Below are 26,270 nucleotides of genomic sequence, written 5' to 3'. Positions count from 1 at the left end.
CAGACCGCCACCGGCAAGGCGTCCTCCGTCGCGGCGGCGGCGGCGCAGACCGGTTCCAGCGTCGGCAGCGTGGCCGCCGCGACGGAGGAGCTGTCCGCCTCCATCGGCGAGATCGCCCGTCAGGTCGGGCATGTCACCCGTGTCGCCGGCACCGCCGCCGGGGAGGCGGAGCGCTCCAACGCCCTGGTCGCCCAGTTGTCGGACGCGGCCAGGACGGTGGGCGAGGTGGTCACCCTCATCAACGACATCGCCAGCCAGACGAACCTGCTGGCGCTGAACGCCACGATCGAGGCGGCGCGGGCGGGCGAGGCCGGCAAGGGCTTCGCCGTGGTGGCGCAGGAGGTCAAGCGGCTGGCCGACCAGACCGGCAAGGCGACCGGCGAGATCGCCGGCCAGATCGCCGGCATCCAGGCCTCCACGGAGGAGGCGGTGGGCGCCATCGTCGGCATCGGCCACACCATCCACGACATCAACGCCATCGCGGGCGGCATCGCCGCCGCCATCGACCAGCAGGGCTCGGCCATCCGCGAGATCGTCTGCAACATGGAGCAGGCGGCGGCCGGCACCCGCGCGGTGACCCACGACATCCAGGACGTTACCGATGCCGCCGAGCGCACCAGCGGTGCGGCGCATGATGTCTTCGCCGCGTCGGAGCAGATGGCCGCCCAGGCCGACCGCCTGACCCGCGAGGTCCAGGTCTTCCTGGACGAGATGCACAAGGTGGCCTGATCGCGGCGCCTCTGGTTCTTTGAAAGGCATATGCTCAAAACATGGGCATATGCCTAAGCGGCGGACGCCGTCGCGCCGACACAATCCATCGATTTTTATCCTAATCTCGTTCCTATGTTGCGACGCACGCGTGCGCCGGGTGGAGCGGTTGCCATCGGCGGCGTGCCAAAGGGTGCCCGCGCCCTCCTTGTGGCTGTTCCGGCTCCAAACTGACGCTGATTTCATCACTGAAACGGAAAATAATCCCTCAATTAAATTGTGGCTATCGATGGCGCTTGGGCGTTTTTCGTTCGGTGTCAGGGGCTTGCGTCCGGCAAGGCGGTGTCGGTTGTGGTTGGCACGCCAATTGATTGAGTCTTGCCGCACAGGGGCGTCCCTAAAATTACATACTTTTTAAATCGATGAGGGTGTCCGGGATGAGCGTGGCGGGAAACGAACTGTTCGAGCTGTCGCGGGGTGTTCTCGACGTCGCGTCGAAGAAGGTGTCCCTGATCGAGGACATCACGCGCCGCACCAAGATGCTGGCCATGAACGCGCTGATCGAGGCAGCGCGGGCCGGCGACGCCGGGCGCGGCTTCGCGGTGGTCGCCAACGAGGTGTCGGAGATCTCCACCCAGGTGAACAGCATCACTAGGGAATTGCGGTCGGAGATCGTCGCGCGCGTCGATCACCTGACCACCACCGGCAGCGCCATGGTGCGGGAGATGCACGGCAAGCGCCTCGCCGACCTGTCGCTCAACATGATCGAGATCATCGACCGCAACCTGTACGAACGGTCCTGCGACGTGCGCTGGTGGGCAACCGACAGCGCCGTGGTCGATTGCGCCGCCGACCCCACGGTGGAAAACCGCCGCCACGCCTCCCAACGGCTGGGCGTGATCCTGGAGTCCTACACGGTCTATCTCGACCTCTGGGTCGCCGACCTGGACGGCAACGTCATCGCCACCGGCCGGCCCGACCGCTACCGTGGCGCCATCGGCGCCCGCGTCGGCGACGAGCCGTGGTTTCGGCAGGCGCTGGCCACCCGCAACGGTGGGGAATTCACGGTCGGCGACGTCACCCGCAACGCCCGGCTGGACGACCGGGTGGTCGCCACCTACGCTACCGCGATCCGCCGTGGCGGCGAGACGGACGGCGAGGCCATCGGCGTGCTGGGCATCTTCTTCGACTGGGAACCGCAGGCCGCCGCCGTGGTCGAGGGCGTCCGGCTGGAAGAGGGCGAGCGCGCCCGCTCGCGCTGCCTGCTGCTCGACGCGCGGCACCGGGTCATCGCATCGTCCGACGGGCGCGGTCTGCTGACCGAAACCGTACCGCTGCGCCGGGGCGGCGGCACCATGGGCCATTATCTGGAAGCGAACGGCCGCACCATCGGCTATGCCCTGACACCGGGGTACGAGACCTACAAGGGGCTCGGCTGGTACGGGGTGATCGTCCAGGATGCGGAAAAGGGCGGCCATCTTGGGTAAGGCGGGGAGGGTAAGGCAGGCATTCCCAGGGTGCTCTGGTCATCCCGACGGGTTGAATTAAACTCCGATCCCGCCGCGTTGCTGGAGTTCCTGCATGTCCGCCTCAGATCGCCGTCTCTACGTTCGTCGCGATACTTTCCCCATCGCCGGCACCTTTCGCATCTCCCGCGGCTCGAAGACCGAGGCCGAGGTGGTGATGGCCGAGGTGGTGGAGGAATGCAGGCGCGGGCGCGGTGAATGCGTGCCCTATGCCCGCTACGGCGAATCCGTGGAGGGCGTCGCCGCCGCGCTGGAGGCGATGGCGGGGGAGGTCGCCGCCGGTCTGGACCGCGAACGGCTGCGCACGCTGATGCCGGCGGGTGCCGCGCGCAACGCGCTGGACTGCGCCCTGTGGGACCTGGAGGCCAAACGGGCGGGCAAGCCGGCGTGGCGGCTGGCCGGCCTGCCGGACGCGCCGAAGAAGCTCGTCACCTGCTACACCCTCAGCGTCGATGAACCGGCCAGGATGGCCGAGGCGGCGCGCCAGCGGGCGGCCGACCATCCGCTGCTGAAGATGAAGCTGACAGGGGAGGGCGACCTGGACCGCGTCCGCGCCGTCCGCGAGGCCGCGCCCGCCGCCCGGCTGGTGGTGGACGCCAACGAGGCCTGGACGCTCGACCAGCTGAAACGCTTCGCGCCGGTGCTGGCCGACCTCGGCGTCGAGATGATCGAACAGCCTCTGCCCGCCGGCCAGGACGAGGCCCTGCGCGGCTACAAGAGCCCGGTGCCGCTGGGCGCCGACGAGTCCTGCCACGGGCTCGATTCGCTGGAGCAGTTGAAGGGGCTCTATCAGGTTGTCAACATCAAGCTCGACAAGACCGGCGGCCTGACCGAGGCACTGCTGATGAAGCAGGCGGCCGAAGCGGCGGGATTCGACATCATGGTCGGCTGCATGGTCGCCACCTCGCTGGCCATGGCGCCGACCGTGCTGGTGGCGCAGGGCGCACGTTTCGTGGACCTGGACGGGCCGCTGCTGCTGGCCGAGGACCGCACCCCGGCGCTGACCTACGACGGGGCGGTGCTGCACCCGCCGGCTCCGGAACTCTGGGGGTGAGCGTCCCCGCCGGCAGCCTGCTGCGCGGTCTGCCGTCCGGCCCGCTGCTGCCCGTCTCGCTGCCGGACGAGCTGTTCACGACCCTGGCGGCCTCCGGCAATGTGCGCATTGAGCGGATCGTCTCCACCGGCCAAGCTTCGCCCGAGGGCTTCTGGTACGATCAGGGCTGGGACGAATTCGTGCTTGTGGTGCAGGGCGCGGCGCGGCTGGAGGTCGAAGGGGAGGGGGAACGTCCTCTCGCCCCCGGTGATTGGGCAATGATCCCCGCGCGCACCCGCCACCGCGTGGCCTGGACCGATCCCGAACAAACGACCGTCTGGCTGGCCGTTCATATCGGCGAACAAGAAACCTGAAGAAACGAACGGGGAGGAACCATGACCATCGACGTCGCGCGCGCCCGCGCCGAGACGCCGGGCACCCGGCATGTGACCCATTTCAACAACGCCGGCGCCGCCCTGCCGCCGCAGCCGGTGATCGACGCGGTTGCCGAGCATCTGGAGTTGGAAGCCCGCATCGGCGGCTACGAGGCCGCCGCGCGTAACGCTTTGAGGCTGGAAAACACCTACGACGCCGTGGCGGCGCTGCTGAACGCGTCGCGCGAGGAGATCGCGCTGGTCGAAAGCGCGACGGTGGCATGGGGCATGGCCTTCAACGCGCTGAGCTTCGGCCCCGGCGATCGCATCCTGACCGCGCGGGCCGAGTATTCCGCCAACATCATCCCCTTTCTTCAGACCGCCCGGCGCACCGGCGCGGTGGTCGAGGTCATCCCCAATGACGAGCGGGGACAGACGTCGGTCGAGGCGCTGGAGGCGATGATCGACGAGCGGGTCAGGCTGATCGCCATCACCCACATCCCGACCAACGGCGGGCTGGTCAACCCGGCCGCCGCCATCGGCCGCGTGGCGCGCCGGCACGGCATCCCCTACCTGCTCGACGCCTGCCAAGCGGTTGGGCAGATGCCGCTGGACGTGGAGGAACTGGGTTGCGATTTCCTGTCGGCGACCGGGCGCAAGTTCCTGCGCGGGCCGCGCGGCACGGGTTTTCTCTATGTGCGGAAGAGCTGGCTCGACCGCATCGAGCCGCACACGCTCGACCTGCACGGGGCCACGCTGGTCGCCCCCGACCGTTACGAGATGCGTCCCGACGCCCGCCGTTTCGAAATGTGGGAAAGCAACGTCGCCGCCCGCATCGGGTTGGGCGTCGCGGTGGACTATGCGCTGTCCTGGGGGCTGGAAGCGATCCGCGACCGGGCCTTCGCGCTGGCGGACGGTCTGCGGGCGCAACTCTCCGCCGTTCCCGGCGTGACGGTGCACGATCTGGGGACCGAGCGCTGCGCCATCGTGACCTTCACGGTGGACGGCGCAGCGTCGGCTCGGGTGAAGGCGGCGTTGGGCGAACAGGGGATCAACGTTTCCGTTTCGACCGCGCCCTCCACCCGCTTCGACATGGACGCGCGTGGCCTGACCGACCTCGTCCGCGCTTCGCCCCACTACTACAACGACGAGGATGAGGTGGAGCGGCTGGTCGCGGCGGTGCGGGCTTTGTGAACCGTTGCTTGTGAGCCGTTGCTGCGGCGTACCCCCATCCAGCCGCGGCCGTCCACTGATGGGCAACCGTGAGACGCTCACCGGCATTCTGTTCGTGCTGAAGACCGGCCTTCCTTGGAGCCCCCGCCCGTGGAGATGGGCTGTGGCTCGGGGACGACCTTGCTGGCGGCGCTTGCGCGACTGGCAGGACGTGGGCGTTTGGACCGCCTCCTGCCTGTGCTCTTGCAGGCGGCGGCGTGGGCCAAGTGCCTTGACCGGAGCCGAGCGTCCCGACACCTAGCGTCACGTCCTCGCCGAGCGCAACGGTTTCCCCCGCATCGCCCGGCGCGGCATCGCCGAAGCCAGCGGGTTTCGGAGAAACATTTTCTATTCCGACCCGACTGTGGCAGCCACTTTGGAGAATTTTGCTCGGAACGACGGGGGGGCAGCTTTAGCGGCCGCTAATCTGTGCCGAGAACCTGAAAGGGGCCATTCGGGCCCTTTCAGTTTTCCCTATCAAATTCTCATTTTATGGGGTGCCGGTTCTCGGCTTATGGGGTGTCATTCCCAGTTTGTGCGTAAACCGACACAGTCCCAGCATCACGCGATGGCCCGGATCACGGGCCACATTTCGAATAGCCGCAGTTGAGGCAGCTGTCGCAGCCTTCCTGTCGGATCAGTCCCGGTTGGCCGCACTTCGGGCATTGCAGCCCCCTGGACCCTTGGGGGGAACCCGGCTTGGCTCCCTCCGGCGCGTCCGGCTGGGCCGTTTCCCCATCGCCCATCGCCTTGCGCGCCGCCTCGGCGACCAGCGTGTCCGGCTCCGGCAGCATGCCGATGGCCTTCATGTGCCGTTCGATCACGTCGCCGATGGCGGCCAGCAGCGACGGCACGTAGCGCCCGCCGATCCAGGCGCCGCCGCGCGGGTCGAACACCGCCTTCAGCTCCTCCACCACGAAGCTGATGTCGCCGCCGCGCCGGAACACCGCCGAGATCATGCGCGTCAGCGCCACGGTCCAGGCGTAATGCTCCATGTTCTTGGAGTTGATGAACACCTCGAACGGACGGCGGCGGCCGGCTTCGATGATGTCGTTGATGGTGATGTACATGGCGTGGTCGCTGTCCGGCCAGCGCACCTTGTAGGTCTCGCCGGGCAGCGCCTCCGGCCGGTCGAGCGGCTTGGTCATGTAAACCACCGCCCCCGGTTCCCCGCGCAGCGCCGCCGTCTCGGCGTGCGTTTCCGCCCCGGTCTCCGAAACGGCGGCCGGCTTGGCCTCCTCCTTCTTCACCGTCAGGACGGAGCCGGTGACCGCGTTCGGCCGGTAGGTCGTGCAGCCCTTGCAGCCCAGCTCGTAGGCCTGCCGGTACACGTCCTTGAAGGCGTCGAAGGGCAGATCCTCCGGGCAGTTGATGGTCTTGGAGATGGAGCTGTCCACGTACCGCTGCGCCGCCGCCTGCATGACCACATGCTCCGCCGGCGACAGCGTCTGCGCGTCCACGAAATAGTCGGGCAGCGGCCTGTCGGCCCCGAACTTCGCCCGGAACAGGCGGTAGGCGTGGTCGCTCACCTCCTCCGTCCGGCGCGTGCCGTCGGGCATCAGCACCGTGCGCTGGTAGGTGTAGGAGAAGACCGGCTCGATCCCCGACGACACGTTGTCGGCGAACAGCGAAATGGTCCCGGTCGGCGCGATGGAGGTCAGAAGCGCGTTGCGGATCCCGTGCTGCTCGATCAGGGCGCGCACGTCGGCGTCCAGCGCCTGCACCATCGGCGCGGCGAGGTAGGCGTCGCGGTCGAACAGCGGGAAGGCGCCCTTTTCCGCCGCCAGCAGCGCCGACGCCCGATAGGCCTCGTTCTGCACCGTCTTCAGCCAGGATTCGGTGAGGGCCACGGCCTTGTCGGTGCCGTAGCGGACGCGGCACAGGATCAGCGCGTCGGCCAAGCCCGTTACGCCCAGCCCGATGCGCCGCTTGGTCCGCGCCTCGTGTGCCTGTTCGGCCAGCGGGAAGCGCGAGGCGTCCACCACATTGTCCATCATCCGCACAGCCAGGGCGACCAGTTCCCGCAGCCGGTCGGTGTCCAGCCGCGCCGTCTCCTCGAACGCGTCGCGCACCAGCGCGGCGAGGTTGATGGAGCCCAGCAGGCAGGCGCCGTAGGGGGGCAGGGGCTGCTCGCCGCAGGGGTTCGTAGCGGAAATGTCCTCGGCGTAGCGCAGGTTGTTCCGCTCGTTGATGCGGTCGATGAAGATGACGCCCGGCTCCGCGTAGGCGTAGGTCGCCTGCATGATGCGGTCCCACAGGTCGCGGGCGCGCAGCACGCGGTAGACGCGGTCGCCGAAGACCAGCGGCCAGGGCTTGTCCGCCTTCACCGCGTCCATGAAGGCGTCGGTGACCAGAACCGACAGGTTGAAGTTGCGCAGCCGCCCCGGCTCACGCTTGGCGTCGATGAAATCCTCAATGTCCGGGTGGTCGCAGCGCAGAGTCGCCATCATCGCGCCGCGCCGGGCGCCGGCCGACATGATGGTGCGGCACATGCTGTCCCACACGTCCATGAAGGACAGCGGGCCGGACGCGTCGGCGCCCACGCCCTTCACCGGCGCGCCCTTCGGGCGGATGGTGGAGAAGTCGTAGCCGATGCCGCCGCCCTGCTGCATGGTCAGGGCCGCCTCGCGCAGGGCGGCGAAGATGGCGCCGAGGTCGTCCTCGATCGTGCCCATGACGAAGCAGTTGAACAGCGTCACCGACCGGCCGGTGCCGGCCCCGGCCAGGATGCGGCCGGCGGGCAGGAACTCGAACCGCGACAGCGCGTCCTCGAACCGGGGTGCCCAGTCCTGCGGCTCGGCCTCCGGGGCGGCCAGCGCGGCGGCGACGCGCATCCAGGTGTCATCGACCGTCCGGTCGATGGGCTCTCCATCGGCCGTCTTGAAGCGGTACTTCATGTCCCAGATCTGCTGGGAAATGGCGGCGATGCCCGACATGTGTCCTCCCTCGCGCGGGACCCACGCGGCCCGCCCGTTCCTGTCCCGAAGACTAAGAGGCGGCCCTTGCCCGGTCAACCCGGCGGTTCCGCTTATGTTCCGTGATGCCCGATCGGCGCTCAGCCGGCCGTGGTGGCGACCGGGGGTGCCGTCTCCGGCTCCGGCCGCACTGTCGCCGGGCCGCCGGCCGCGACGACCAGACGGTCGCTGGCCGCTTCCAGCCGTTCCTCCAGCACCTGCATGACGCGGGCGCGTCCCAGGCCCGGCGGGATCGGCGGCAGGAACTCCACCACCACGGTGCCCGGCCGCTTGATGAAGCTGTGCCGCGCCCAGTAGAGCCCGGCGTTCAGCGCCATCGGCACGATGGGGATGTCCAGATTCTCGTACAGCACGCCCACGCCGATCCGGTAGGGCCGATAGGCGCCGACGGCGACCCGCGTGCCCTGCGGGAAGATGACGATGGGGCGGCGCTGGTCGCGCACCGGCTTGGAGTTCTTAACCAGCGAGGCGACCGCCCGGCCGCGCGCGCCCCTGTCCACCGCGATCATCTTGGACTTGGCGGCGTACCAACCCCAGATGGGAATCCACATCAGTTCCCGCTTCAGGATGATCGCGGGATCGTTCACCAGCAGGTGGAGCTTCATCGTCTCCCACGCCGACTGGTGCTTGGCGGCCAGGATGAAGGAGCCGGACGTGGGCACGTGTTCACGCCCCCGCACCTCATAGCGGATGCCGACGATGGTCCGCTCCAGCCACGCGACGGACCGGAAATACCCGATGATCGCGCGCATCATGGCCGTTCGGGGCAGCAGCAGCGTCGGCAGCAGCCCGATGCAGACGATGGCCGTCCAGACGTGGAACGCGATGTTAAAGACGAGGGAGCGCAGGAAGATCATGCGGCGAACTTGTCAGGATTCGAGGAGCTTCTCAAGCTGATAGCGGAGCAGCGTCAGCAGGTACTTGTTGTACTCGTTGACCAGCAGGTTCGCGGTGCCCGGCCACAGCCACCAGTCGTTCAGATGCACGTGGGGCGAGGCGACCGGGTGCGGCACCACCTCCATCTCCGGGGCGGCCATGTGGAATTCCAGCAGGCTGCGCTGCATGTGATAGTTGGCGGTGACCAGCCGCATGGAGACGAAGCCCTGCTCGCGCATCCAGTCGGCCGTCTCGTAGGCGTTGCCGATGGTGCTTTCGGCGGCGTAGCCCAGCGTGATGCAGCATTCCACCTCACTCGGCGACTGGCGCGACATCTTCAGCAGTTCCTGAACGTCCAGCCCCTCGTAGACGCCCGACACGAACAGCCTGCGCGCCCGTCCCGCCGCCAGCAGCTCCAGCCCGGTGCCCAACCGCCCGCTGCCGCCGGTCAGCACGACGATGGCGTCGGTCTCACGCGTCGCCTCGGGGCTGTCCGGGGCGGGCGGCGTGCGCGGAATGCCGGAAGCGAACCAGACCAGCCCGCCGCCCCACACCAGCGCCGTGACCAGCGTGATCAGCGCCAGCCGTCCGAACGTTCGCGCCACGCCGTTCCGTTGCGGGTGAAACCGCGCCATGGTCAGCGCTCCCGCGTCACGGCAGAGTCTCCAGCGTGCGCAGCACGGTCCAGCGCGCGGTGACCATGGCCAGCAGGCAGGCCATCACCGGCACAATGGCCAGCAGTCCCATCTGCCAGACCTCCAGCGACACGTTTGGCAGCAGGCTGGCGCGCAGCCCCGCCGAGGCCCGCCCGATCCCGACCAGGGTCGCCAGCGCCAGCCCCAGCCCGCCGAGTCCCCCGCGCAGGGTCAGGCTCATGACGTGCGACTCGAACTGCCGGGCGACATAGCGGTCGGTCGCTCCCATCAGGTGCAGCAGCTCCACCACATGCCGGTGGATCGCCAGACCGGCGCGCACGGCGAAGACCACGGCCATGACGCCGGCCCCGCCGATCAGCGCGACGACGCCCAGCGCCGCCAGATGCACCGCGCCCGCGAAGTTGCGCAGATCCGCCAGCCACACCGCATGGTCGTCCAGGGTCGCTCCCGGCGCCGCGGATTTCAGCCGCAGGGTCAGTGCATCCACATCCACCGGCCCGTCCGTCACCACGTCAATCAGGCGCGGCATGGGCAGCAGCGGGTCGGCCGCCTCCGGCCCCAGCCAGGGTTCTAGCAGCCGCGCCGTGTCGTCCGAGGTCAGGGCGTTGGCCGTCTTCACGCCGGGGGTGGAGCGCAGGACGGTCAGCGCCGCTTCCACCCGTTCGTTCAGCGGCGACGCGGCGGCGTCCGGCAGCGGCGCGATCTGCACGGTCAGGCCGCCGGCCAGCCCGCTGTCCCAGCGCCGCGCCATGTCCGACACGACCAGCGCGCCGGCCAGCGCCAGCGCCGCCAGATAGACTATCAGTGCGGTCAGCCACGTCAGGAAGCGCGAGGTCGGATCCTTCGCCAGCGGCAGGTCGAAGCGCTTGCGGTAGAGGGGCAGGGCCATCGTGGTCGTCCCCTCAGGCCCAGCGCGCGGCTTGCGCCGGCATGACGTGCAGGCGCCCGTTCTCCAGATGCAGGCGCGGGTGGTCGAAGCGGCGGATCAGCGCCTCGTTGTGGGTGGCGATGACCACGGTGGTGCCCAGCTTGTGCAGCTCCTCGAACAGGTACAGAAGGCGCATGCCGATGCCGTCGTCCACGTTGCCGGTGGGTTCGTCGGCCAGCAGCAGGCGTGGGCGGTTGATGACCGAGCGGGCGATGGCGACGCGCTGCTGCTGCCCGCCCGACAGGGTGGAGGGCAGGGCGTGCAGGTGGTTGCCCAGCCCCACCCAGCGCAGGATTTCCGTGCAGTGCTCCACCACGTCGGCCTCGGATGCGCCGCTCATGCGCAGCGGCAGCGCCACGTTGTCGAGCGTGGAGAGGTGGTCGAGCAGGGCGAAATCCTGGAACACCACGCCGATCTGGCGGCGCAGCGCGGGCAGGTCCCCGCGCTTGGCGCGCGCCATGTCGCGGCCGAACAGGGTGATCAGCCCGCGCGACGGGCGGTGCGCCAGGTACATCAGCTTCAGCAGCGACGATTTGCCAGCACCACTGGCTCCGGTCATGAAATGGAACGAGCCGGGCGGCAGGGTGAAGCTGATGTCGCGCAGCACCTCCGGCCCGGTGCCGTAACGCAAACCAACGTTCTCGAAACGAATCACGGTCTCACCAATGCACCGAGGAGCGGCAGCTTGTCCGCCGCCGTGCCGTTCCTTGCTTCATACTCCATACCTACCTATAAGGACATTCTGCAATTTCGGTGACCGTGACCGGCCGCGATGATCGTCTCCTGCCCCACCTGCGCCACGCGCTACACCCTGGCCGATTCGTCGGTGGGGCCGCAGGGGCGTAAGGTGCGCTGCGCCAAGTGCGGCCACATCTGGTGGCAGCAGCCGATCGAGGAGGAGGCACCGAGCTTCTCCCTCGCCGACGATGTCACCGAAGTCCGCGCCTCCCGCCCGCTTCCCAAGACCAAGGACAAGGCCAAGCCGTCCAAACCGCCGCGCGACAAGGCGGCGACCCGGCGCGCGCTGGTCGGCTGGGGCGTCTTCCTCGCCGTCCTGGGGCTGGCCGGGGCCGCCGGCTTCTTCGCGCGGCAGGAGATCGTGCGGCTGTGGCCGCCGTCCGCCCTGTTCTACGAGACGGCCGGCCTGCCGGTGGAGCCGCCGGGCGCTGGCCTCCAGCTTCAGAACGTCCGCTCCGAGCAGAAGACCGAGGGCGGTGCGCCGGTGCTGATCGTGGACGGGCAGATCATCAACGTGTCCGACGTGATCCGCCCGGTGCCGCACGTCCGCGCCGTCTCGCTCGGCCAGGACCGCAAGCCGGTCAAGAGCTGGAGCATCGAGGCATCGGCCACCCAGCTCCTTCCCGGCGAGGTCGCCACCTTCCGCGACGCCCAGCCCGACCCCGGCGCGGTGGTCGAGGTGATGATCACCTTTGAAGGCAGCTGAAATCACAGCGGATTTCCGTTGGCCAAAGGCGTCTCTTCAATGTCATGACCGGGCTTGACCCGGTCATCCACGTCATAACGACCACGCTTCAGCGTCGCATGGATGCCCGGATCAAGTCCGGGCATGACGGCAGAAAAAGTTGCGTCCAAGACCAAAGAAAATCCGCTTTAATACTCAGAACTGCTTCAGCAGCCGCTCGATGTACTCGCGCTCCATCTGGGGGCGCGTGTACTGCCCGGACCGCCGCCGCAGCTCGTCCAGGATTTCCCGCGCCCGCTGAAGCTCGGCCTCCTCCGGGATCTTCACGTCGTTGCCGTCGTAGCTGCCGTAGCCCGACGGGCGGCGGCCCAGCGGGTCGCGGTTGCGGCCCTGGCGCTGCGGCTGGCCCTGTTGCTGCCCCATCATGCCCGGCCCCTGCTGGCCCATCATCTGCTGCATCATCTGCTCGGCGTAGCTCTGCATGCCCTGCTGAAGCTCGTCCATCGCCTGGGTCTGCGACGGTACGGCGTTGCCCGGCTGCCCCTGCTGGAGCGCCTGTCCGGCGTCGCGCATGGCGCGCTCGGCGCGGCCCAGCGGGCGGGGGATGTCGCCCTGCGCCTCGCCCATGCGGCGCATCAGCTCGCCCAGCTGGCGGCGCAGGGCTTCCTGCTGTTCGGCCTGCTGCTGCATCAGCGGGCTGCCGGTCTGGCCCTGCTGGCCTTGCCCCTGCTGCCCCTGTTGGCGCCCCTGGCGGCCGCGCGGCCCCTGACCGGCCTGCGGCTGCTGTCCGTCCTGCTGGCCCATCTGCTCCTGCTGCTGGCGGAAGGTTTGGTCGAGCAGTTGCTGCTGCTTCTGCGCCAGCTCCTGCAACTCGCGCATCATCTCCCAGGCTTCGTTCTGGCCGCCCTGCTGCTGCATCTGGGCCATGGCGCCGGAGCGCATGTTCTCCAGCATCTGCTGAAGCTGCGAGAGCATCTGGCGGGCCGCGTCGCGGGCGCCGGTCTCCGCCATCTGCCGCATCTGGTCCATCATCTGCTGGAGATCCTGGCGATCCATCATGCGGTCGGCCATTTCCGGCGGCACCATGGGGATCTGCTCGCCGCGCTCCAGCGCTTCGCGCAACTGCTGCTCCATCGCCTCCATGAACTTGTCCATGGCCTGCTGGAGCTCGTCCATCAGCTTCTTCAGCTCTTCGTCCGACGCATTGCGGTCCATGGCCTCGGCCAGCCGCTGCTGGGCGTCGCGCAGGTCGCGCTCGGCCAGCGACAGGCCGCCGTCCTCGATGCGCAGCGCGGTTTCCCACAGGACCTTCTGCACCTCGGGGATGGACGCCCCTTCCTCGTCCAGCAGCAGCCGCCCGACCGAGGTGCGCAGCGCCAGGAAGGCCACGATGTCCCCGCCGAACAGGCTGGGCCGGGCCGACAGCTCGGCTAGCGCGCGGGCGACCTCGACCCGCGACTCCTTGGGCCGCAGGGTCAGCTTCTTGCGTTCCTCCACGATGGCGCGGGCGACGGGGTGGTTGAACACCCGCTCCGGCAGGACCATCGGGAACTCCTCGGTGCTGCCCGTCTGGCCGGCGCCGTCGGTGGCGGTGATCCGGATGGCGGCGTTCAGCCCGGCCCAGGGGTGCGAGGTCAGGTCGTGGAAGCCGGCGTTGCGCGCCTCCTTGGGCCGCACGCCGGGCAGGGCCAGCGGCAGCTCGACCGGCGTCCGATCGATGTTCGGAGCCTCCCCGTCCGCCACCGCCAGCCGGACGACGCCCTTCACCTCGGCCAGCCCGTAATCGTCATGCGCGGCATAGTCGAGCCGCAGCGCCCCCCGTTCCCCCTTGGCCGGCGGGCTGGCGAAGGAGACGGTGGGCGGAGCGTCCGGGATCACCTGCACCGCCCAGGATCCCAGCGTGCGCGAGCCCTGCGTCACCGCGATGCGCGCGCCCGCCTCGATGGGCTGCTGGATCTGGAAGGTGGCGGAGTCCACCGCCTCGAACGCCGCCGACTTGTCGCCGGCTTCCAGCGTCGGGGTGCCGCTGCCGCCGGACACGCGGGCGAGCACGAGGCTGCCCTTCGGCACCGGCACGGGGTTGGGCAGGGCGGGGGCATGCGCCGCGCTGGCGGATTTCAGGAAGATCGGCGGCAGGCCGGTGTATTCCGGCGGAGTCACCCAGAGGTCGAGCGCCGCCACCGACGCCCCGGCCGATCCGCCCAGATGCGGGTTCAGCGCGGCGACGAGGCGCGGGCGCCAGTCGCCCCAAGTGGCACCGCCCACGGCGATCAGCGCCAGCACGACCAGCGCGCGCAACGCGTAGCGGTCGTGCGCCGCGATGTCCGACATCGGCCAGGCGACGCGCAAGCCGCGCATGGCGGCGCGCATCCGTTCCTGGTGCAGCTGCCACAGGGCGGCGGCGGTGGGGTCGTTGCCCGCCGCCCGGTCGCGCAGCACGTGCAGGGGGCGGTGGGGCAAGCCGCTGTCACGCTCCAGCCGGCGCCGAGCCGCTTCCTCGTTCGGCAATCGCAAGCCGCGCAGCCCGAGCGCCAGAGTCAGTGCGAAGGCGGCGGCGAACAGCGCCAGCACGATCGCGTGCAGCCATCCCGGCAGCAGCGGCAGCAGGTTCATCAGCGCCAGAGCGACGAAGGCCCCGGCGATTGCCACGGGCGCCCAGACGGCCGGCCACACCCGTTCCCAGACCAGGGCGGCGCGCGCCTGCCACAGCCGCAAGCGCGGTTCCGCCGAACGTTCGGCCGGTGGGGTGTCCTTCCGCCGGGGAAAGCGGAACTCGTTGTTGCCGTCGCTCATGCCGCACTCCGTCCCGTCCGGCACCGGCCGTAAGGGAGCGGCGGCCGGAGCATCGTCAGGATATAGGCCCGGCGGCGCCGTTTTTCCCGGCCCGACCGTCAAGCCATTCACCGAACCACTTGTCCATGACCAAAATATGGCCGCACAACCACATCTCGACGTAGTTCAGAAGGAATTGCACCTCCTCCCGGTCGTGCTCGCCGGTGGTGGACTGCTTGCGCACGAAATCGGCGAAGGTGTCGTGCATGCGCTTGTGCTTGTCAAAGTCCGGATAACCGGCCCCGCGCATCAGCCCTTCCTCACGCCTGAAATGATATTCGGAATAGTCGGCGAGTTCGCGCAGGAATCGATTAGCGGACTCCCGCGTCTCCCCGGCCGCGACCGCGTCGCTGAACTGGTTGAACAGGGCGAAGAGTTTCTGGTGATCGCCATCCACGGCGCTCTGCCCGATGGCGTATGCCGCATCCCAGTCCATGGGAGTTCCCCCGTCGGGTTACGTACACTGCGATTGTACGCCCAATTCGAGGGGATTGGCAGATGGGAATGCAAACGGCGAGGGCGGGGCGTTGCTCCTGCACGCGCCCGGCATTGCGCGCTGAGCGCGAACCGCAAAATTGTAAAAGGTGGAGGCTGTGTGGAAAAGATGGTTGGGGGACTAGGATTCGAACCTAGGCTGGCGGAGTCAGAGTCCGCTGTCCTACCGCTAGACGATCCCCCAATGGTGGTCCCGACAGGGATTGAACCTGTGACCCCTACGATGTCAACGTAGTGCTCTCCCGCTGAGCTACAGGACCTTAACCACGAGATAGAAAGTGGCGCGAGTGACGGGACTTGAACCCGCGGCCTCCGGCGTGACAGGCCGGCGCTCTAACCAACTGAGCTACACCCGCATCGTGTTGGCGACCTTTTACTGAACTCAGGCCGCCGAAGCAAGTACAAAAACCAGAAAAACACACTCACCTAAGTTACCGAACCAACCGCCAAAGAAGTTGGTGGAGCCGAGGGGGATCGAACCCCTGACCTCCTCATTGCGAACGAGGCGCTCTCCCATCTGAGCTACGGCCCCAATGGTGCTGCCAGAGAGGATTGAACTCTCGACCTCTCCCTTACCAAGGGAGTGCTCTACCACTGAGCTACGGCAGCATCGGCGGGAGCGGGTGAGTAGCAAACCGCAGAGCCCGTGTCAAAGGGAATTCTTCGCATAACCACCAAGGCCAGCTTGTCGGGCATTCGGGCGGCGGACAGACTGGCCGCACGGGCCCGCCAGAGGCTCGCGACAAGGGAGGACGGAATGGGCAGGCTTTCCGGGAAAACCGCGTTTCTGACCGCCGCCGGCCAGGGGATCGGCCGGGCGACGGCGCTGGCCTTCGCCGCCGAAGGCGCTCGGGTGATCGCCACCGACATCAATGGGGATGCCCTGGACCGGCTGCGCGCCGAACGGCCGGAGATCAAGACGCGGATCCTGAACGTGCGGGATTCGGCGGCGGTCGCCGAGGCGGCGCGGGCGGTCGGACCGGTGCAGGTGCTGTTCAACTGCGCCGGATTCGTCCACCACGGCACGGTGCTGGAATGCGGGGAGGAGGATTGGGATTTCTCGTTCGACCTGAACGTGAAGTCCATGTACCGGACGTGCCGCGCTTTCCTGCCGGGCATGCTGGATCGCGCCGGGAAGGGCGGCAGCATCATCAACATGTCCTCGGGCGCGTCGAGCATCAAAGGCGCGCCGAACCGCTTCGTCTACGGCACCACCAAGGCGGCGGTCATCGGGTTGACCAAGTCCATCGCCGCCGATTTCGTGGCAAAGGGCATCCGCTGCAACGCCATCTGCCCTGGCACCGTCGAGACCCCGTCGCTGGAGGAGCGCATCGCCGCCCAGGGCGACGCGGAGAAGGCCCGCGCCGCCTTCATCGCCCGCCAGCCCATGGGCCGGCTGGGCCGTCCGGAGGAGATCGCGGCGCTGGCGGTCTATCTGGCGTCGGACGAATCGTCCTTCACCACCGGGGCCATCCATGTGATCGACGGCGGCTGGACGCTGTAGGGCTTGCATCGGGCCGCCACGGCGCGGCATCGTCGCGCGCTTTTCGGGTGCGATTGACGGGTTCTCCGTGGACAATGATCTGACCGCCGTGCGGGGCCTGCTGGCCGCGCGCCATTACAAGGCCGCGCTGAAGGCGCTGGCGCCCGTGGACGCGGCGTGCCCGCAGCGCGCCCTGTTGGCCGGCATCGCCGAGCTTGGGCGGCGCGACTCTCGGACGGCGCTGGGGCATCTGCGGCGTGCGGTGGTGCTGGAGCCGGGCGCCCTGGAAGTGCTGTTCCACCTGGGGCATGCCTTGGTCGCGGCCAGTGAATTGCTGCAAGCGGTCGTGTGGTTCGAGCGGGTGGCGGCGGCCAATCCAGGCTTTTCTGGCATTCTGGAGGCGCTGGCTGGAGCCTATCGGCGCGACGCGCGCTTTCCCGACGCGGTGCGGGTGACCGGCGCGGCGCTGGACCAAGGCAACCGCAGCGCCGACATTCTGTATGAGCGGGCGATCAGCCTCGCGCATCTTGGCGATGCCGCCGGGGCGCTGGCGACCTACGACGAGCGGCTGAAGGACGATCCGGAGCATGCGGCGGCATGGTTCGGCAGCCACGCGGCTGCGCTGGGCATCCATGGGGTGGAGGACGCGCTGCGGCGTCTGCGCCGGGCGACGGGCTGCACCGGGGCGAACGGGAAATACTGGGCCTATCTCTGCGCCTATCACATGCTGCTGGGGCGGGCGGACGAGGCGAAGGCGCTGTTCGACGACAAGGTGGCGGGCAACCCGAAGCGGCTGCCGCTGGTGGAATCGGTCGCCGCCATCCTGCCGCACATGGCTGCCGACGCGCGGCTGTTCGGCGTGGGGGCGGAGGTGCTGCGCTTCGCGCTGGGCGAGGCGACGGTGCCGGGCATGGTGCTGGAGTTCGGGGTGCGGCGCGGCACTTCGATCAACCAGATCGCTGAGGCGACCGGGCAGACGGTGCACGGCTTCGATTCGTTCGAGGGGCTGCCGGAAGCCTGGGTGAACGAGCCTCAGGGCGTGCTGACCACCGGTAGCCAACTGCCGCCGGTGCGGCCCAACGTCGTGCTGCACGCCGGCTGGTTCGAGGACACGCTGCCGCCCTTTCTGGAGGCGCACGGCGGGCCGGTGCGCTTCGTGAACGTGGACAGCGACATCTACTCGTCGGCGAAGACGGTGCTGACCGCGCTGGCACCCCGGTTCATGCCGGGCACGGTGCTGGTCTTCGACGAGTTCATCGGAAATCGCAGCTGGCGCGAGGACGAGTACAAGGCGTTCCAGGAATACGCCCGCGAGCACAGCGTGGCCTGGGAGGTCATCGCCGTCAGCCCGTTCACGAAGCAGGTGGCCATCCGCCTCACCGCAATCGGTTCGGCGGAGGCCCCGCCTGTTGCTTCATAAAGCGGATTTCGATCCGCTTTGGACCGCGACGGCGGTCCCGGCCGCCAGCCTTCTGTTTGGACATTGGCGGCCGAAGCCCGGCCGGCACATGAGGCCATATGAGCCTAAAGCGAATGCAAATTCGCTTTAGGACATGATGCGCCAGGTGCCGTCCGGCTGCTGGCAGGCCTGACCGGACGCCTGCTGCGCGCGGCCGTTCACATAGACGGTCTGCTGGTATTCCCGGCAATAGGCGCCGGTGTTGGAATAGCCGTCACGGGTCGGCGTGATGGTGCCGTAGTTGCCGGACTGCGGGTTGTTCCACTGTACGGTCTGGCCGAGCGGGGCCGCGTAGGCCTGGGATGCCGCCTGCTGGGCGTAGGTCTCGTCCGCGCGGTCGAGCGACTTGCCGAACTCGCTGCCGGCATAGGCGCCCAGCAGTGTGCCGAGGCCGACGGCGACCATTTTGCCAGTGCCGCCACCGAACCGTGAACCGACCAGGCCGCCGGCAACAGCACCCCCCAAGGTGCCGACGGTCTGCTTGGTCCCGTAGCCGGTCCCGTAGCCGCCGCCGCTCTGGGCGCAACCAGCCAGGGACAGGGCGACGACGAGGGTAACAGCGATCTTCTTCATGGAATTCCTCTTGGTTCCGTGTACGCCTTTAACACCGAAGAGGGCGATTTCATCCTTATGGGTCTTCGGTTTGGCCGGCATGGAAGCACGGAGGGAGGTGCCGATACCTGTTACTAAAATGTAGCACAAATGTCTAACGCCTGCGTTCACCCTTGCGTGTGTTGAAAACACCACAAGGAACGGACCAATGGCCACGACCACCACAGGCCTTATCGACGCCAAGATTGTCGTGAACGCCTATGGGCAGTCCGCCGGAGGCGTCTGGCCGCACTTCCGCCTGCTGATCGACGGCGTCGAGGCCGGGCAGGCGACGGTGAGCGCGACCAATCCGAATGCCTACAGCTTCACCGCGAAGGTTGCGCCGTCCCAGGCGCATCTGGTGCAGATCCATTACGACAACGACGCGTCCGTCAGCGGGCAGGACCGCAACCTGTATGTCCGCTCCGTCGTCGTGAACGGCAACACGCTGGAGCCGACGCAGGCCACCTACGACCGCTACGCGCTGGACGGCAATGACGTCGTCGCCGGGCAGGAAGGCATGTGGTGGGAGGGTGCGCTGAATTTCAGCACGCCGGCCAGCTACTACCCCGCCGGCAGCGGCACGACCACGCCGACGACGCCTACCACGCCCACGACCCCGACAACGCCCCCGACCAGCCCGACGACCGGAACGGGCAGCTCGACCATCGTTGTGAACGCCCAGGGCAATCCGGCCGGTGGCGCCAACGCGCATTTCAACCTGCTGATCGACGGGCAGAAGGTCGGCGAGGGCACCGTAGGCACCACGGCCAAGGATTACGCCTTCACCGTCAACGCCGCGCCCGGCGTCGCGCACAAGGTGCAGGTGCAGTACGACAACGACACTTACATCAACGGCCAGGACCGGTCGCTGATCGTCAACAAGGTCACGATCAACGGCCATGCCGTGGCCCCCACCGACAGCAATGTGACCTACGACAAGGGCGCGCTGGACGGCAAGGACGTGGTTAAGGGCCAGGCGGGCCTGTGGTGGAACGGAACGCTGGTCGTCGATGCGCCGGCCACCCACTTCCCGACCGGGACGCTCACCACCCCGACTCCGACGACGCCCACGCCCGGCGCGGGCAGCTCGACCATCGTGGTGAACGCCCATGGCAACCCGGCGGGCGGAGCCAACGCGCATTTCAAGCTGATGGTGGACGGCAAACAGGTCGGCGAAGGCACCGTGGGCACCACGGCGAAGGATTATGCCTTCACCGCGTCGGTCACTCCGGATCAGGCCCACAAGGTGCAGATCCAGTACGACAACGACACCTACATCAACGGCCAGGACCGCTCCCTCATCGTCAACAAGGTCACGATCAACGGCAAGGCGGTGGCGCCGACCGACAGCATCGTGACCTACGACAAGGGCGCTCTGGATGGTAAGGACGTGGTCGCCGGCCAGTCCGGAATGTGGTGGAACGGGACCTTGGTCGTCAGCGCCGACAAGAGCTACTTCCCCGGCACGGGCACCACGACGCCGACCCCGGCCAACCCGACCCCGACGGATCCCGTCCCGACCACCCCGCCGAGCGGTCCGGCCATCTATGTGGCCACCAACGGCAAGGACAGCTGGTCGGGCAAGCTCGCCGCTCCCAACGCCGAGGGCACCGACGGCCCGAAGGCGACGCTGAACGGCGCCCGCGACGCCATGCGCGCGAACCCGGACATCGACGTCACCTACGTGCGCGGCGGCGATTACTACATGAAGGACCAGCTCTGGCTGGATTCCCAGGACTCCGGCGTGCGCTTCGCCGCCTACGGCAACGAGACGCCCGTGTTCCACGGCGGCATGCAGATCGACAACTGGGTGTCGCGCGGCAACGGGCTGTGGAGCGCGCAGCTGCCGGCCGGCACGAAGCCGGTGCTGGATCTGTCGATGGACGGGGAGCGCCAGACGCTGGCCCGCACGCCGAACGCCGACCCGAGCAAGCCGGTCGACGGCGGCTGGGTGATCGCGACGAAGGCCGGACCGAACCCGTCCACCCAGTTCGGCTTCAAGGCCGGCGACATCCCGGTCATCAGCAACACCAACGGCCTGATGGCGAGCGTCTTCACCCAGCACGGCTACGACAACGTGACCGTTCCGGTGAAGAGCATCGACTATTCGACCAACACGATCACGCTGGCCCAGGGCAGCTACGACGCCTTCGGCGCCGGCAGCCGCTTCTACCTGTTCAACGCCAAGGACCAGCTGGACGCCGTGAATGAGTGGTTCTACGACGCGGCGTCGAACCAGATCCTGTTCAGGCCGGAGGGCGGCACCCCGGTCGGCCACAAGATCGTCGCCTCGCAGATACCGGTGCTGGTCGGGCTGGGCGGCGCCAAGAACGTCACCATTGATGGGCTGACGCTGGCCGACGGCGGGCCGAACGGCCACGCGGTCTTCGCCGACAACGCCAGCGGCTTGAACTTCAAGAACAACGTCGTGGAAAACGTCGGCTACGGCATCACGGTGCAGAACAGCGCCAACACCAAGATCACCGGCAACCACTTCGACCACACGGGCCTTGAGTCCATCTTCGTGAAGCAGAATTCCAACTTTACGGAGATCTCCAACAACCTGATCCAGCACGCGGGATCGCTCGACCACGGCGGCGACGCGGTGTGGGTCAACGGCAGCTCCGACGTCAAGATCACCCACAACCAGATCGAGGACACGCCGGGCAAAGCCATCGCCATCGGCTCCGTCCAGTCGTCGGGCGACGCCTCCTACCGGAACACGATCAGCTACAACAAGATTGTCAACGCCAACCTGGAGACCAGCGACGGCGGCGGCATCTACCTGATCAACCGGCAGCAGGACCTCACCGGCCACGTCGTCGAATACAACGAGGTGACCGGCACCACCGCGTTCGGCAACGTCCGTTGGGACGGCAGCGTGTCGCCGACCTTCCTCGACCCGAAGGCGCTGGTCAGCTGGGGCATCTACCTGGACGACTGGACCAGCGGCGCCACGGTGCGCGGCAACCTCGTCCACGGCAACGTCGGCGGCGTGTTCCTGCACGGCGGCTGGAACAACACGGTCACCAACAACGTGATCGCCGACAACGCCGGCACCCAGATCGGCCTGCAGCAGAGCGTCGGCTGGGGCGGCTGGAAGGGCACGCCGATGGCGAACAACGACATCTCGGAGAACATCTTCGACATCGGCAGCAACGGCACCGCCGTGCGCATTGACGGGCCGAAGACGGCCGGGACCTTCCACGGCAACTTCTACGCCGACGTGGACCCGAACGAGGTCGTGTTCAACGCTTGGCCGCAGGTGATGGCGAGCGGCGCGTCGGGCCGGCTGTCCGACTGGCAGGCGGCCGGATACGACCGGGATTCGCTGGCGCTGGACCCCCATTTCGTCAATCCGGCGCAGGACAACTACGCGCTGGCGTCGGATTCCGCGGTGTTCCAGCACGGCTTCGACGCCCTGCCGTTGGACCAGATGGGCCTTCTGTCCTGACATCCATAGGCCGAGAGCCTTGCCTTTCGGGGTATTTCCATCACCGATCCGATGCGGCATGTTCTGCGCCGGTTTTGGCTACCCCGGTATGGCAAGGCGCGCTCGGCGATGGACGCAGCGGCAACAGAATCGGCGTCACGGTACGTCGTCTTCTCCGTCTCCGGCAGGCTTCTCGCCCTGCCGGCGGCGGCCGTGCGCCGGTTTCTGCCCCTGCCGCGCCTCGACACCCCGCCCACCGCCCCGCCGGTGGTGGCGGGGTGTTTCCGCTATCAGGGCCGGATCGTGCCGGTCCTGCGCCTCGACCTGCTGCTGGGGCTTGAGCCGGCGGCACCGGGGCTCTACGCGCCGCTGCTGCTGATCGAACGCGACGGCCGCCCGCTGGCGCTGCTGGCCGACCGGGTGTCCGACGTCATTCCGGCAGTCATGCAGGAGCTTCCGGATACGGGCCTGACCTTCAACGGCTGCGCCATCGGCAGCGTTCGGTTCCGGGCGAATGACGCCACGGTGCTGGCTCCCGAACGGCTGCTGACCGAGACGGAGGGCCATCTGCTCGCCGCCTTCCAGGCCATGGCCGACGAGCGGCTCGCCAAGTGGCAGGCGGCCGAGGGCGCGGAGCCCGCCGCATGAATCGCGCCGCCACCGTCCTGAAGGATCCCGCCTTCGCGCGCCTGAAGTCCGCCGTCATCGGCGCGACCGGCCTTGCCTATTACGCCGACAAGGATGCGGCCCTTGCCGACCGGGTCAGCCGCCGGCTGGCCGAGCGCGGCGTGCCGGGCCTTGCCGACTATCTGGCGATTCTCGACGGCGAGGGGCCGAGCGGGCCGGAGTATCAGGCGCTCATCAACGAACTGACGGTCGGCGAGACCTTCTTCTTCCGCTATGCCGAGCAGTTCGAGGCGCTGTGCGCCGTCGCCATCCCGGAATGCCTGCGCCGCAACGAGAAAAGCCGGATGCTGCGGATCTGGAGCGCCGGATGCTCGACCGGGCCGGAGGTCTACACGCTGGAAATCCTCCTGAAGCGCCATTTCGCGGAGCAGTTGCGGGGCTGGCAGGTCAGCATCGTCGGCACGGACATCAACGGCAGCTTTCTGGAAACGGCAAGGCGGGGTGCTTACGGCAACTGGGCGGTGCGCGGTCTTCCCCCGTCGGTGCTGGCGGAATGCTTCGACCGCCGCGACGACCAATGGGTGGTCAAGCCGCGCTTCCGGGAATGGACGTCCTTCGCCCTCTTCAACCTTGTCGAGGACCGGCTGCCCAACTACCCGCGCGGGCTGGGCGCGCTGGACGTGGTGCTGTGCCGCAACGTCATGATCTATTTCGACGAGGCGACGCGCGGCCGGCTGCTGGAAGGGCTGCACGCGGCGCTGGCGCCGAACGGCTGGCTGGTCGTCGGCCACGCGGAAACGGGGCCGCAGGTCAACGCCCTGTTCACGCCGGTGCCGGTGCCGGGCGCCACGCTGTTCCGCAAGCCGCTTCCCGGAGTCGATCCGATCGCCGTGCTCGCGCCGGTTCCGGTACCGCCGGAAGCCGCACCGCCTAAGGCGAAGCCCGCCTCCAAGCCTTCCCGCACAGCGTTGGTGCGCCGCCGTCCCGCGTCCACCGCGCCATCCACCGCCCCGGCCCCCGCTTCGGACCCGGTCCCGCCCGGGCTCCCGGCGGAAGGCGGCGACCGGGCGGCGGCGTTGGAAGCCTACCTCGCGCTGGCCGAACGCAACCGCCTCGACCCGGCCGTGCATTACCGCCTCGGCCTGCTGGAGGAGGAGTTGGGCGTCGGCGACCCGGTTGCCGCCTTCAAACGCGCGCTGTACCTCGATTCCGGATTCGCGCTGGCCGACTACCATCTGGCGCTGGCCTATTGGCGGCGCGGCAAGCTGGCCCCGGCGCAGCGCCATTTTCGCAACGCCCGCGCGGCGGTCGCCGGTCTGGACGGGACCGATCTGGTCGCCGAGGGCGGGGGGCTGACCGTGGCCGAGCTGCGCAGCATGATCGACCTCTGGTTCTCGGGGGATGAGGCGTGATGCACGACCGCGCTCCCTCCACCGGCACCCCTTCGACCAGCACTTGGGCCGACGAACTGCTGCGCCGTCGGGCCGACGAGCTGGCCCGTATGACGTCTTCGGCCGAGGAAAGGGCGCCCACCGTGCCCCTGCTGGTCGGGCGCGGCGCGGACGGGCTGTACGGGCTGGAGCTTCGGCTCCTTTCCCGCGTCGTGCCGCTGCCGCGCGTGGCGCGGGTGCCGGGCGGGCCGCCGGAACTGCTGGGGCTGATCGCCATCGACGGGCGGGTCATGCGCCTGTTCGACGTGGATCGGCTGTGCGAACGCACCGCCGTTCCGGCCGGCGGCGGCTTCGCCGTCGTGCTGCGCGGCGCGCGGCCGGTGGCGCTGCGCCTGCGCACCGTGGAAACCGTGGCGGAGCTGGAGCCGGGACGCTTCGGCGCGCCGCCGGAGGCCGGGGCCTTCATCACCGCCATCACGCCGGATCGCGTCGCCGTGCTGGACGTGGCGGCGATTCTCGACAGACTGAGGATCGCACCGGGGATCACTGGGGAAGAACAATGAAACTGAAGGTCGCGCACAAGCTGGTCCTCGGCTTCGGGATCGTCTGCCTGCTGGCGGCGGGGATGGCGTCGTTCCAGCTCTACCGCATCTCCGAAGCGTTGCGGATCATGGGGAGCATCTCGACCTACGACGTCCAGGTGTCCGACACGGTCCGCGAGATCGAGGTTCTCCAGGGCGACCTGCGCAGCATCCGCGAGACGGCCATGAACGCCGCCGCCCTGGCGGTGGCGGAGGGACGTACGCCCGAAACCGGCACCCTGCGCCAGCGCTACCAGGAAGGCGCCGTCCGGCTGTTCGACAAGATCGGCAGCCTGAAGGCGATGGCGGCGGAACGGAACATGGCGGGCATCACGGCGAACCGGCGCAAGGCGTGGGGCGAGTTGAAGGAGGAGGTGGAGGGGCTGGAGCGGACGGCGCGTTCCATCCTGGACGACGCGCTGATCATGCTGGAACGGGTCGAACAGGGGGACGCCACCGAAGTCGCCAAGCGCCGGGGCCGCCTGGAGGAGCTGCGGCGCACGCTCAGCGAGCGCCTGACCCGCGTGCACGCGGCCGTCCACCGGCTGACCGAGGCCGGGCGCGACGACATCAAGGAGCTTTACGACGACACGCTGCAGACCTCCATCGCCGCCCTGCTGTTCGTGATCGGCTGCGCCTCCCTGATCGCCTACCTGATCGGCGCCTCCATCAGCCGGCGTCTGGGAATGGCCATCGGCTTCGTGTCGCGGGTCGGCGGCGGCGATTTGACGCGCGAGGTCTCCGTGCCCGGCAACGACGAGCTGTCCGAACTCGGCGTGCACCTCAACCAGATGACCGCGAGCTTGCGCGGCATGGCCCACACCACGCGGGCGACGGCGGAGAGCATGCACGCGGCGACCGCGCAGATCCGCGCCTCGACCCAGCAGCAGGCGGCGAGCGTCGCCCAGCAGCTGGCCGCCGTCGAGGAGACCACGGCGACGCTCAGCGAGATCACCGAGTCCGGCGCGCAGATCAACCGCCGCGCCCAGGACGTTTCGCACAGCGCCCATACCGCCGCCGCCAGCAGCGAGACCGGCCTGAAGGCGGCCGAGGACACCAACCAGGCCATGGACGCGATCCGCGAGCAGGCCGAGGCGGTGGCCGAGAACATCGTCGTGCTGTCCGAGCGCACCCAGGCCATCGGCGAGATCATCCTGACCGTCAACGACATCGCCGAACGCTCGCACCTGCTGGCGCTCAACGCTGCCATCGAGGCGGCGGCGGCCGGCGAGCACGGCCGGACCTTCGCCGTGGTCGCCAGCGAGATCAAAAGCCTGGCCGATCAGGCCAAGGAGGCGACCTCGCAGGTGCGTTCCAACCTCAGCGAGATCCAGCACGGCATCAACTCCTCGGTCATGCTGACGGAGGAGGCGGTCAAGCGCGTCGCCGCCGGCAAGCGCCAGACCGACGCCACCCAGGCGACCATCCGCGATCTGGCCGAGAGCATCCAGGAGAGCGTGCTGGCCTTCCAGCAGATCGTCGCCGGCACCAACCAGCAGCAGATCGGCCTGGAGCAGGTGATCCAGGCGCTGCAGAACATCCGCGAGGCGAGCAGCCAGACCGCCGCCGGCACCCGCCAGCTGGAGGGCGCCGCCGCCAACCTCAACGACCTCGGCCAGGGGCTGGTCGAAGCGGTCCGGAACTACCGCGTGTGAGCGACATCC

The 26,270-nt window shown here is 68.5% G+C and carries 22 protein-coding genes, 5 tRNA genes and 1 pseudogene; 14 read left to right on the top strand and 14 right to left on the bottom strand.

The window, feature by feature from the left end:
* Positions 1-237: 237 nt before the first annotated feature.
* The 6 genes and pseudogenes from J2852_RS32360 to J2852_RS32355 all read left to right on the top strand — a co-directional run.
* Positions 238-729, top strand: a pseudogene (locus tag J2852_RS32360) (methyl-accepting chemotaxis protein); the annotation flags it as partial.
* Between the two features lie 416 nt (positions 730-1,145).
* Positions 1,146-2,195 carry a methyl-accepting chemotaxis protein gene (locus J2852_RS12315; protein ID WP_209875750.1) on the top strand — a complete coding sequence of 350 codons (1,050 nt, stop codon included), beginning with the start codon at positions 1,146-1,148 and terminating at the stop codon, positions 2,193-2,195.
* Between the two features lie 94 nt (positions 2,196-2,289).
* Positions 2,290-3,288 carry an N-acetyl-D-Glu racemase DgcA gene (dgcA, locus tag J2852_RS12310; protein WP_209875749.1) on the top strand — a complete coding sequence of 333 codons (999 nt, stop codon included), beginning with the start codon at positions 2,290-2,292 and terminating at the stop codon, positions 3,286-3,288.
* Entirely contained in the window at positions 3,285-3,641 is a 357-nt protein-coding gene (locus tag J2852_RS12305; RefSeq protein WP_209875744.1) for a cupin domain-containing protein, read from the top strand. Before dgcA ends, J2852_RS12305 begins: the two co-directional genes overlap by 4 nt.
* A gap of 21 nt (positions 3,642-3,662) precedes the next feature.
* Positions 3,663-4,835 carry an aminotransferase class V-fold PLP-dependent enzyme gene (locus J2852_RS12300; protein ID WP_209875742.1) on the top strand — a complete coding sequence of 391 codons (1,173 nt, stop codon included), beginning with the start codon at positions 3,663-3,665 and terminating at the stop codon, positions 4,833-4,835.
* A complete protein-coding gene (locus tag J2852_RS32355) occupies positions 4,795-5,115 on the top strand; it encodes a transposase (protein ID WP_425514365.1) in 321 nt (106 codons plus the stop codon). The genes J2852_RS12300 and J2852_RS32355 overlap by 41 nt, the downstream gene beginning before the upstream one ends.
* A 316-nt stretch (positions 5,116-5,431) precedes the next feature.
* Here the strand turns inward: J2852_RS32355 and J2852_RS12295 are convergent, their stop codons facing one another.
* From J2852_RS12295 to ftsE, 5 genes are all read right to left on the bottom strand, one after another.
* Positions 5,432-7,789: an adenosylcobalamin-dependent ribonucleoside-diphosphate reductase gene (locus J2852_RS12295; protein ID WP_209875740.1), complete on the bottom strand. Its 2,358-nt coding sequence runs from the start codon at positions 7,787-7,789 to the stop codon at positions 5,432-5,434.
* A gap of 119 nt (positions 7,790-7,908) precedes the next feature.
* The gene (locus J2852_RS12290; RefSeq protein ID WP_209875738.1) at positions 7,909-8,685 is read right to left on the bottom strand and encodes a lysophospholipid acyltransferase family protein; all 777 of its coding nucleotides are present in this window, start codon (positions 8,683-8,685) and stop codon (positions 7,909-7,911) included.
* 12 nt (positions 8,686-8,697) lie between these two features.
* Positions 8,698-9,339 carry a YdcF family protein gene (locus tag J2852_RS12285; protein ID WP_209875736.1) on the bottom strand — a complete coding sequence of 214 codons (642 nt, stop codon included), beginning with the start codon at positions 9,337-9,339 and terminating at the stop codon, positions 8,698-8,700.
* Between the two features lie 16 nt (positions 9,340-9,355).
* Positions 9,356-10,249, bottom strand: a complete 894-nt coding sequence (locus tag J2852_RS12280) for a cell division protein FtsX (protein ID WP_209875734.1) — start codon at positions 10,247-10,249, stop codon at positions 9,356-9,358.
* Positions 10,250-10,262: 13 nt separating this feature from the next.
* Positions 10,263-10,943 carry a cell division ATP-binding protein FtsE gene (gene ftsE / locus J2852_RS12275; protein WP_209875732.1) on the bottom strand — a complete coding sequence of 227 codons (681 nt, stop codon included), beginning with the start codon at positions 10,941-10,943 and terminating at the stop codon, positions 10,263-10,265.
* A gap of 117 nt (positions 10,944-11,060) precedes the next feature.
* On the opposite strand from ftsE, the gene J2852_RS12270 reads away from it, so the two are divergent.
* Positions 11,061-11,732: a zinc-ribbon domain-containing protein gene (locus tag J2852_RS12270; RefSeq protein ID WP_209875730.1), complete on the top strand. Its 672-nt coding sequence runs from the start codon at positions 11,061-11,063 to the stop codon at positions 11,730-11,732.
* Positions 11,733-11,734: 2 nt separating this feature from the next.
* On the opposite strand, the gene J2852_RS12265 is transcribed toward J2852_RS12270, so the two are convergent.
* From J2852_RS12265 to J2852_RS12230, 8 genes are all read right to left on the bottom strand, one after another.
* Positions 11,735-11,881 carry a hypothetical protein gene (locus J2852_RS12265; RefSeq protein ID WP_209875728.1) on the bottom strand — a complete coding sequence of 49 codons (147 nt, stop codon included), beginning with the start codon at positions 11,879-11,881 and terminating at the stop codon, positions 11,735-11,737.
* A 25-nt stretch (positions 11,882-11,906) separates the two neighbouring features.
* On the bottom strand, positions 11,907-14,504 hold the full coding sequence (locus J2852_RS12260) for a TIGR02302 family protein (RefSeq protein ID WP_209875726.1): 2,598 nt from the start codon (positions 14,502-14,504) through the stop codon (positions 11,907-11,909).
* 55 nt (positions 14,505-14,559) lie between these two features.
* Complete coding sequence (locus tag J2852_RS12255; protein ID WP_209875724.1) at positions 14,560-14,979, bottom strand: bacteriohemerythrin; 420 nt, start codon at positions 14,977-14,979, stop codon at positions 14,560-14,562.
* Positions 14,980-15,148: 169 nt separating this feature from the next.
* Positions 15,149-15,222, bottom strand: a tRNA-Gln gene (locus J2852_RS12250).
* A 1-nt stretch (position 15,223) separates the two neighbouring features.
* Positions 15,224-15,298 (bottom strand) — tRNA-Val (locus J2852_RS12245).
* Between the two features lie 19 nt (positions 15,299-15,317).
* Positions 15,318-15,394, bottom strand: a tRNA-Asp gene (locus tag J2852_RS12240).
* A gap of 100 nt (positions 15,395-15,494) precedes the next feature.
* Positions 15,495-15,570: transfer RNA gene (locus J2852_RS12235), tRNA-Ala, on the bottom strand.
* A 2-nt stretch (positions 15,571-15,572) separates the two neighbouring features.
* Positions 15,573-15,647: transfer RNA gene (locus tag J2852_RS12230), tRNA-Thr, on the bottom strand.
* Between the two features lie 148 nt (positions 15,648-15,795).
* Here J2852_RS12230 and J2852_RS12225 point away from each other — a divergent pair.
* Positions 15,796-16,542, top strand: coding sequence for an SDR family oxidoreductase (locus J2852_RS12225; protein WP_209875722.1), 747 nt, complete (start codon positions 15,796-15,798; stop codon positions 16,540-16,542).
* Between the two features lie 67 nt (positions 16,543-16,609).
* Complete coding sequence (locus J2852_RS12220; RefSeq protein WP_343206728.1) at positions 16,610-17,941, top strand: TylF/MycF/NovP-related O-methyltransferase; 1,332 nt, start codon at positions 16,610-16,612, stop codon at positions 17,939-17,941.
* A gap of 126 nt (positions 17,942-18,067) precedes the next feature.
* Here the strand turns inward: J2852_RS12220 and J2852_RS12215 are convergent, their stop codons facing one another.
* Positions 18,068-18,553, bottom strand: a complete 486-nt coding sequence (locus J2852_RS12215) for an RT0821/Lpp0805 family surface protein (RefSeq protein WP_209875720.1) — start codon at positions 18,551-18,553, stop codon at positions 18,068-18,070.
* Positions 18,554-18,740: 187 nt separating this feature from the next.
* Here J2852_RS12215 and J2852_RS12210 point away from each other — a divergent pair, with 187 nt between their 5' ends.
* From J2852_RS12210 to J2852_RS12190, 5 genes are all read left to right on the top strand, one after another.
* A complete protein-coding gene (locus J2852_RS12210) occupies positions 18,741-22,028 on the top strand; it encodes a carbohydrate-binding domain-containing protein (protein WP_209875718.1) in 3,288 nt (1,095 codons plus the stop codon).
* A 108-nt stretch (positions 22,029-22,136) separates the two neighbouring features.
* Complete coding sequence (locus tag J2852_RS12205; protein WP_209875716.1) at positions 22,137-22,655, top strand: chemotaxis protein CheW; 519 nt, start codon at positions 22,137-22,139, stop codon at positions 22,653-22,655.
* Positions 22,652-24,046: a CheR family methyltransferase gene (locus J2852_RS12200; RefSeq protein WP_209875713.1), complete on the top strand. Its 1,395-nt coding sequence runs from the start codon at positions 22,652-22,654 to the stop codon at positions 24,044-24,046. Before J2852_RS12205 ends, J2852_RS12200 begins: the two co-directional genes overlap by 4 nt.
* A complete protein-coding gene (locus tag J2852_RS12195) occupies positions 24,046-24,588 on the top strand; it encodes a chemotaxis protein CheW (RefSeq protein ID WP_209875711.1) in 543 nt (180 codons plus the stop codon). The genes J2852_RS12200 and J2852_RS12195 overlap by 1 nt, the downstream gene beginning before the upstream one ends.
* Complete coding sequence (locus J2852_RS12190) at positions 24,585-26,261, top strand: methyl-accepting chemotaxis protein (RefSeq protein WP_209875709.1); 1,677 nt, start codon at positions 24,585-24,587, stop codon at positions 26,259-26,261. The genes J2852_RS12195 and J2852_RS12190 overlap by 4 nt, the downstream gene beginning before the upstream one ends.
* The last annotated feature ends 9 nt before the right edge of the window (positions 26,262-26,270 follow it).

The sequence above is a fragment of the Azospirillum soli genome (genome assembly GCF_017876165.1).
Lineage (GTDB): Bacteria > Pseudomonadota > Alphaproteobacteria > Azospirillales > Azospirillaceae > Azospirillum > Azospirillum soli.
The sequence above is the reverse complement of the archived record's forward strand: the minus strand, read 5'-3'. Positions and strand labels throughout refer to the sequence as shown.

Coding starts and splice junctions, on each gene's coding strand:
- dgcA (WP_209875749.1), top strand. CDS start 2,290: ATGTCCGCCTCAGATCGCCGTCTCTACGTTCGTCGCGATACTTTCCCC.
- J2852_RS12315 (WP_209875750.1), top strand. CDS start 1,146: ATGAGCGTGGCGGGAAACGAACTGTTCGAGCTGTCGCGGGGTGTTCTC.
- J2852_RS12300 (WP_209875742.1), top strand. CDS start 3,663: ATGACCATCGACGTCGCGCGCGCCCGCGCCGAGACGCCGGGCACCCGG.
- J2852_RS12280 (WP_209875734.1), bottom strand. CDS start 10,249: ATGGCCCTGCCCCTCTACCGCAAGCGCTTCGACCTGCCGCTGGCGAAG.
- J2852_RS12190 (WP_209875709.1), top strand. CDS start 24,585: ATGAAACTGAAGGTCGCGCACAAGCTGGTCCTCGGCTTCGGGATCGTC.
- J2852_RS12290 (WP_209875738.1), bottom strand. CDS start 8,685: ATGATCTTCCTGCGCTCCCTCGTCTTTAACATCGCGTTCCACGTCTGG.
- J2852_RS12195 (WP_209875711.1), top strand. CDS start 24,046: ATGCACGACCGCGCTCCCTCCACCGGCACCCCTTCGACCAGCACTTGG.
- J2852_RS12210 (WP_209875718.1), top strand. CDS start 18,741: ATGGCCACGACCACCACAGGCCTTATCGACGCCAAGATTGTCGTGAAC.
- J2852_RS12200 (WP_209875713.1), top strand. CDS start 22,652: ATGAATCGCGCCGCCACCGTCCTGAAGGATCCCGCCTTCGCGCGCCTG.
- J2852_RS12205 (WP_209875716.1), top strand. CDS start 22,137: ATGGACGCAGCGGCAACAGAATCGGCGTCACGGTACGTCGTCTTCTCC.
- J2852_RS12295 (WP_209875740.1), bottom strand. CDS start 7,789: ATGTCGGGCATCGCCGCCATTTCCCAGCAGATCTGGGACATGAAGTAC.
- J2852_RS12270 (WP_209875730.1), top strand. CDS start 11,061: ATGATCGTCTCCTGCCCCACCTGCGCCACGCGCTACACCCTGGCCGAT.
- J2852_RS12260 (WP_209875726.1), bottom strand. CDS start 14,504: ATGAGCGACGGCAACAACGAGTTCCGCTTTCCCCGGCGGAAGGACACC.
- J2852_RS32355 (WP_425514365.1), top strand. CDS start 4,795: ATGAGGTGGAGCGGCTGGTCGCGGCGGTGCGGGCTTTGTGAACCGTTG.
- J2852_RS12225 (WP_209875722.1), top strand. CDS start 15,796: ATGGGCAGGCTTTCCGGGAAAACCGCGTTTCTGACCGCCGCCGGCCAG.
- J2852_RS12285 (WP_209875736.1), bottom strand. CDS start 9,339: ATGGCGCGGTTTCACCCGCAACGGAACGGCGTGGCGCGAACGTTCGGA.
- J2852_RS12215 (WP_209875720.1), bottom strand. CDS start 18,553: ATGAAGAAGATCGCTGTTACCCTCGTCGTCGCCCTGTCCCTGGCTGGT.
- J2852_RS12255 (WP_209875724.1), bottom strand. CDS start 14,979: ATGGACTGGGATGCGGCATACGCCATCGGGCAGAGCGCCGTGGATGGC.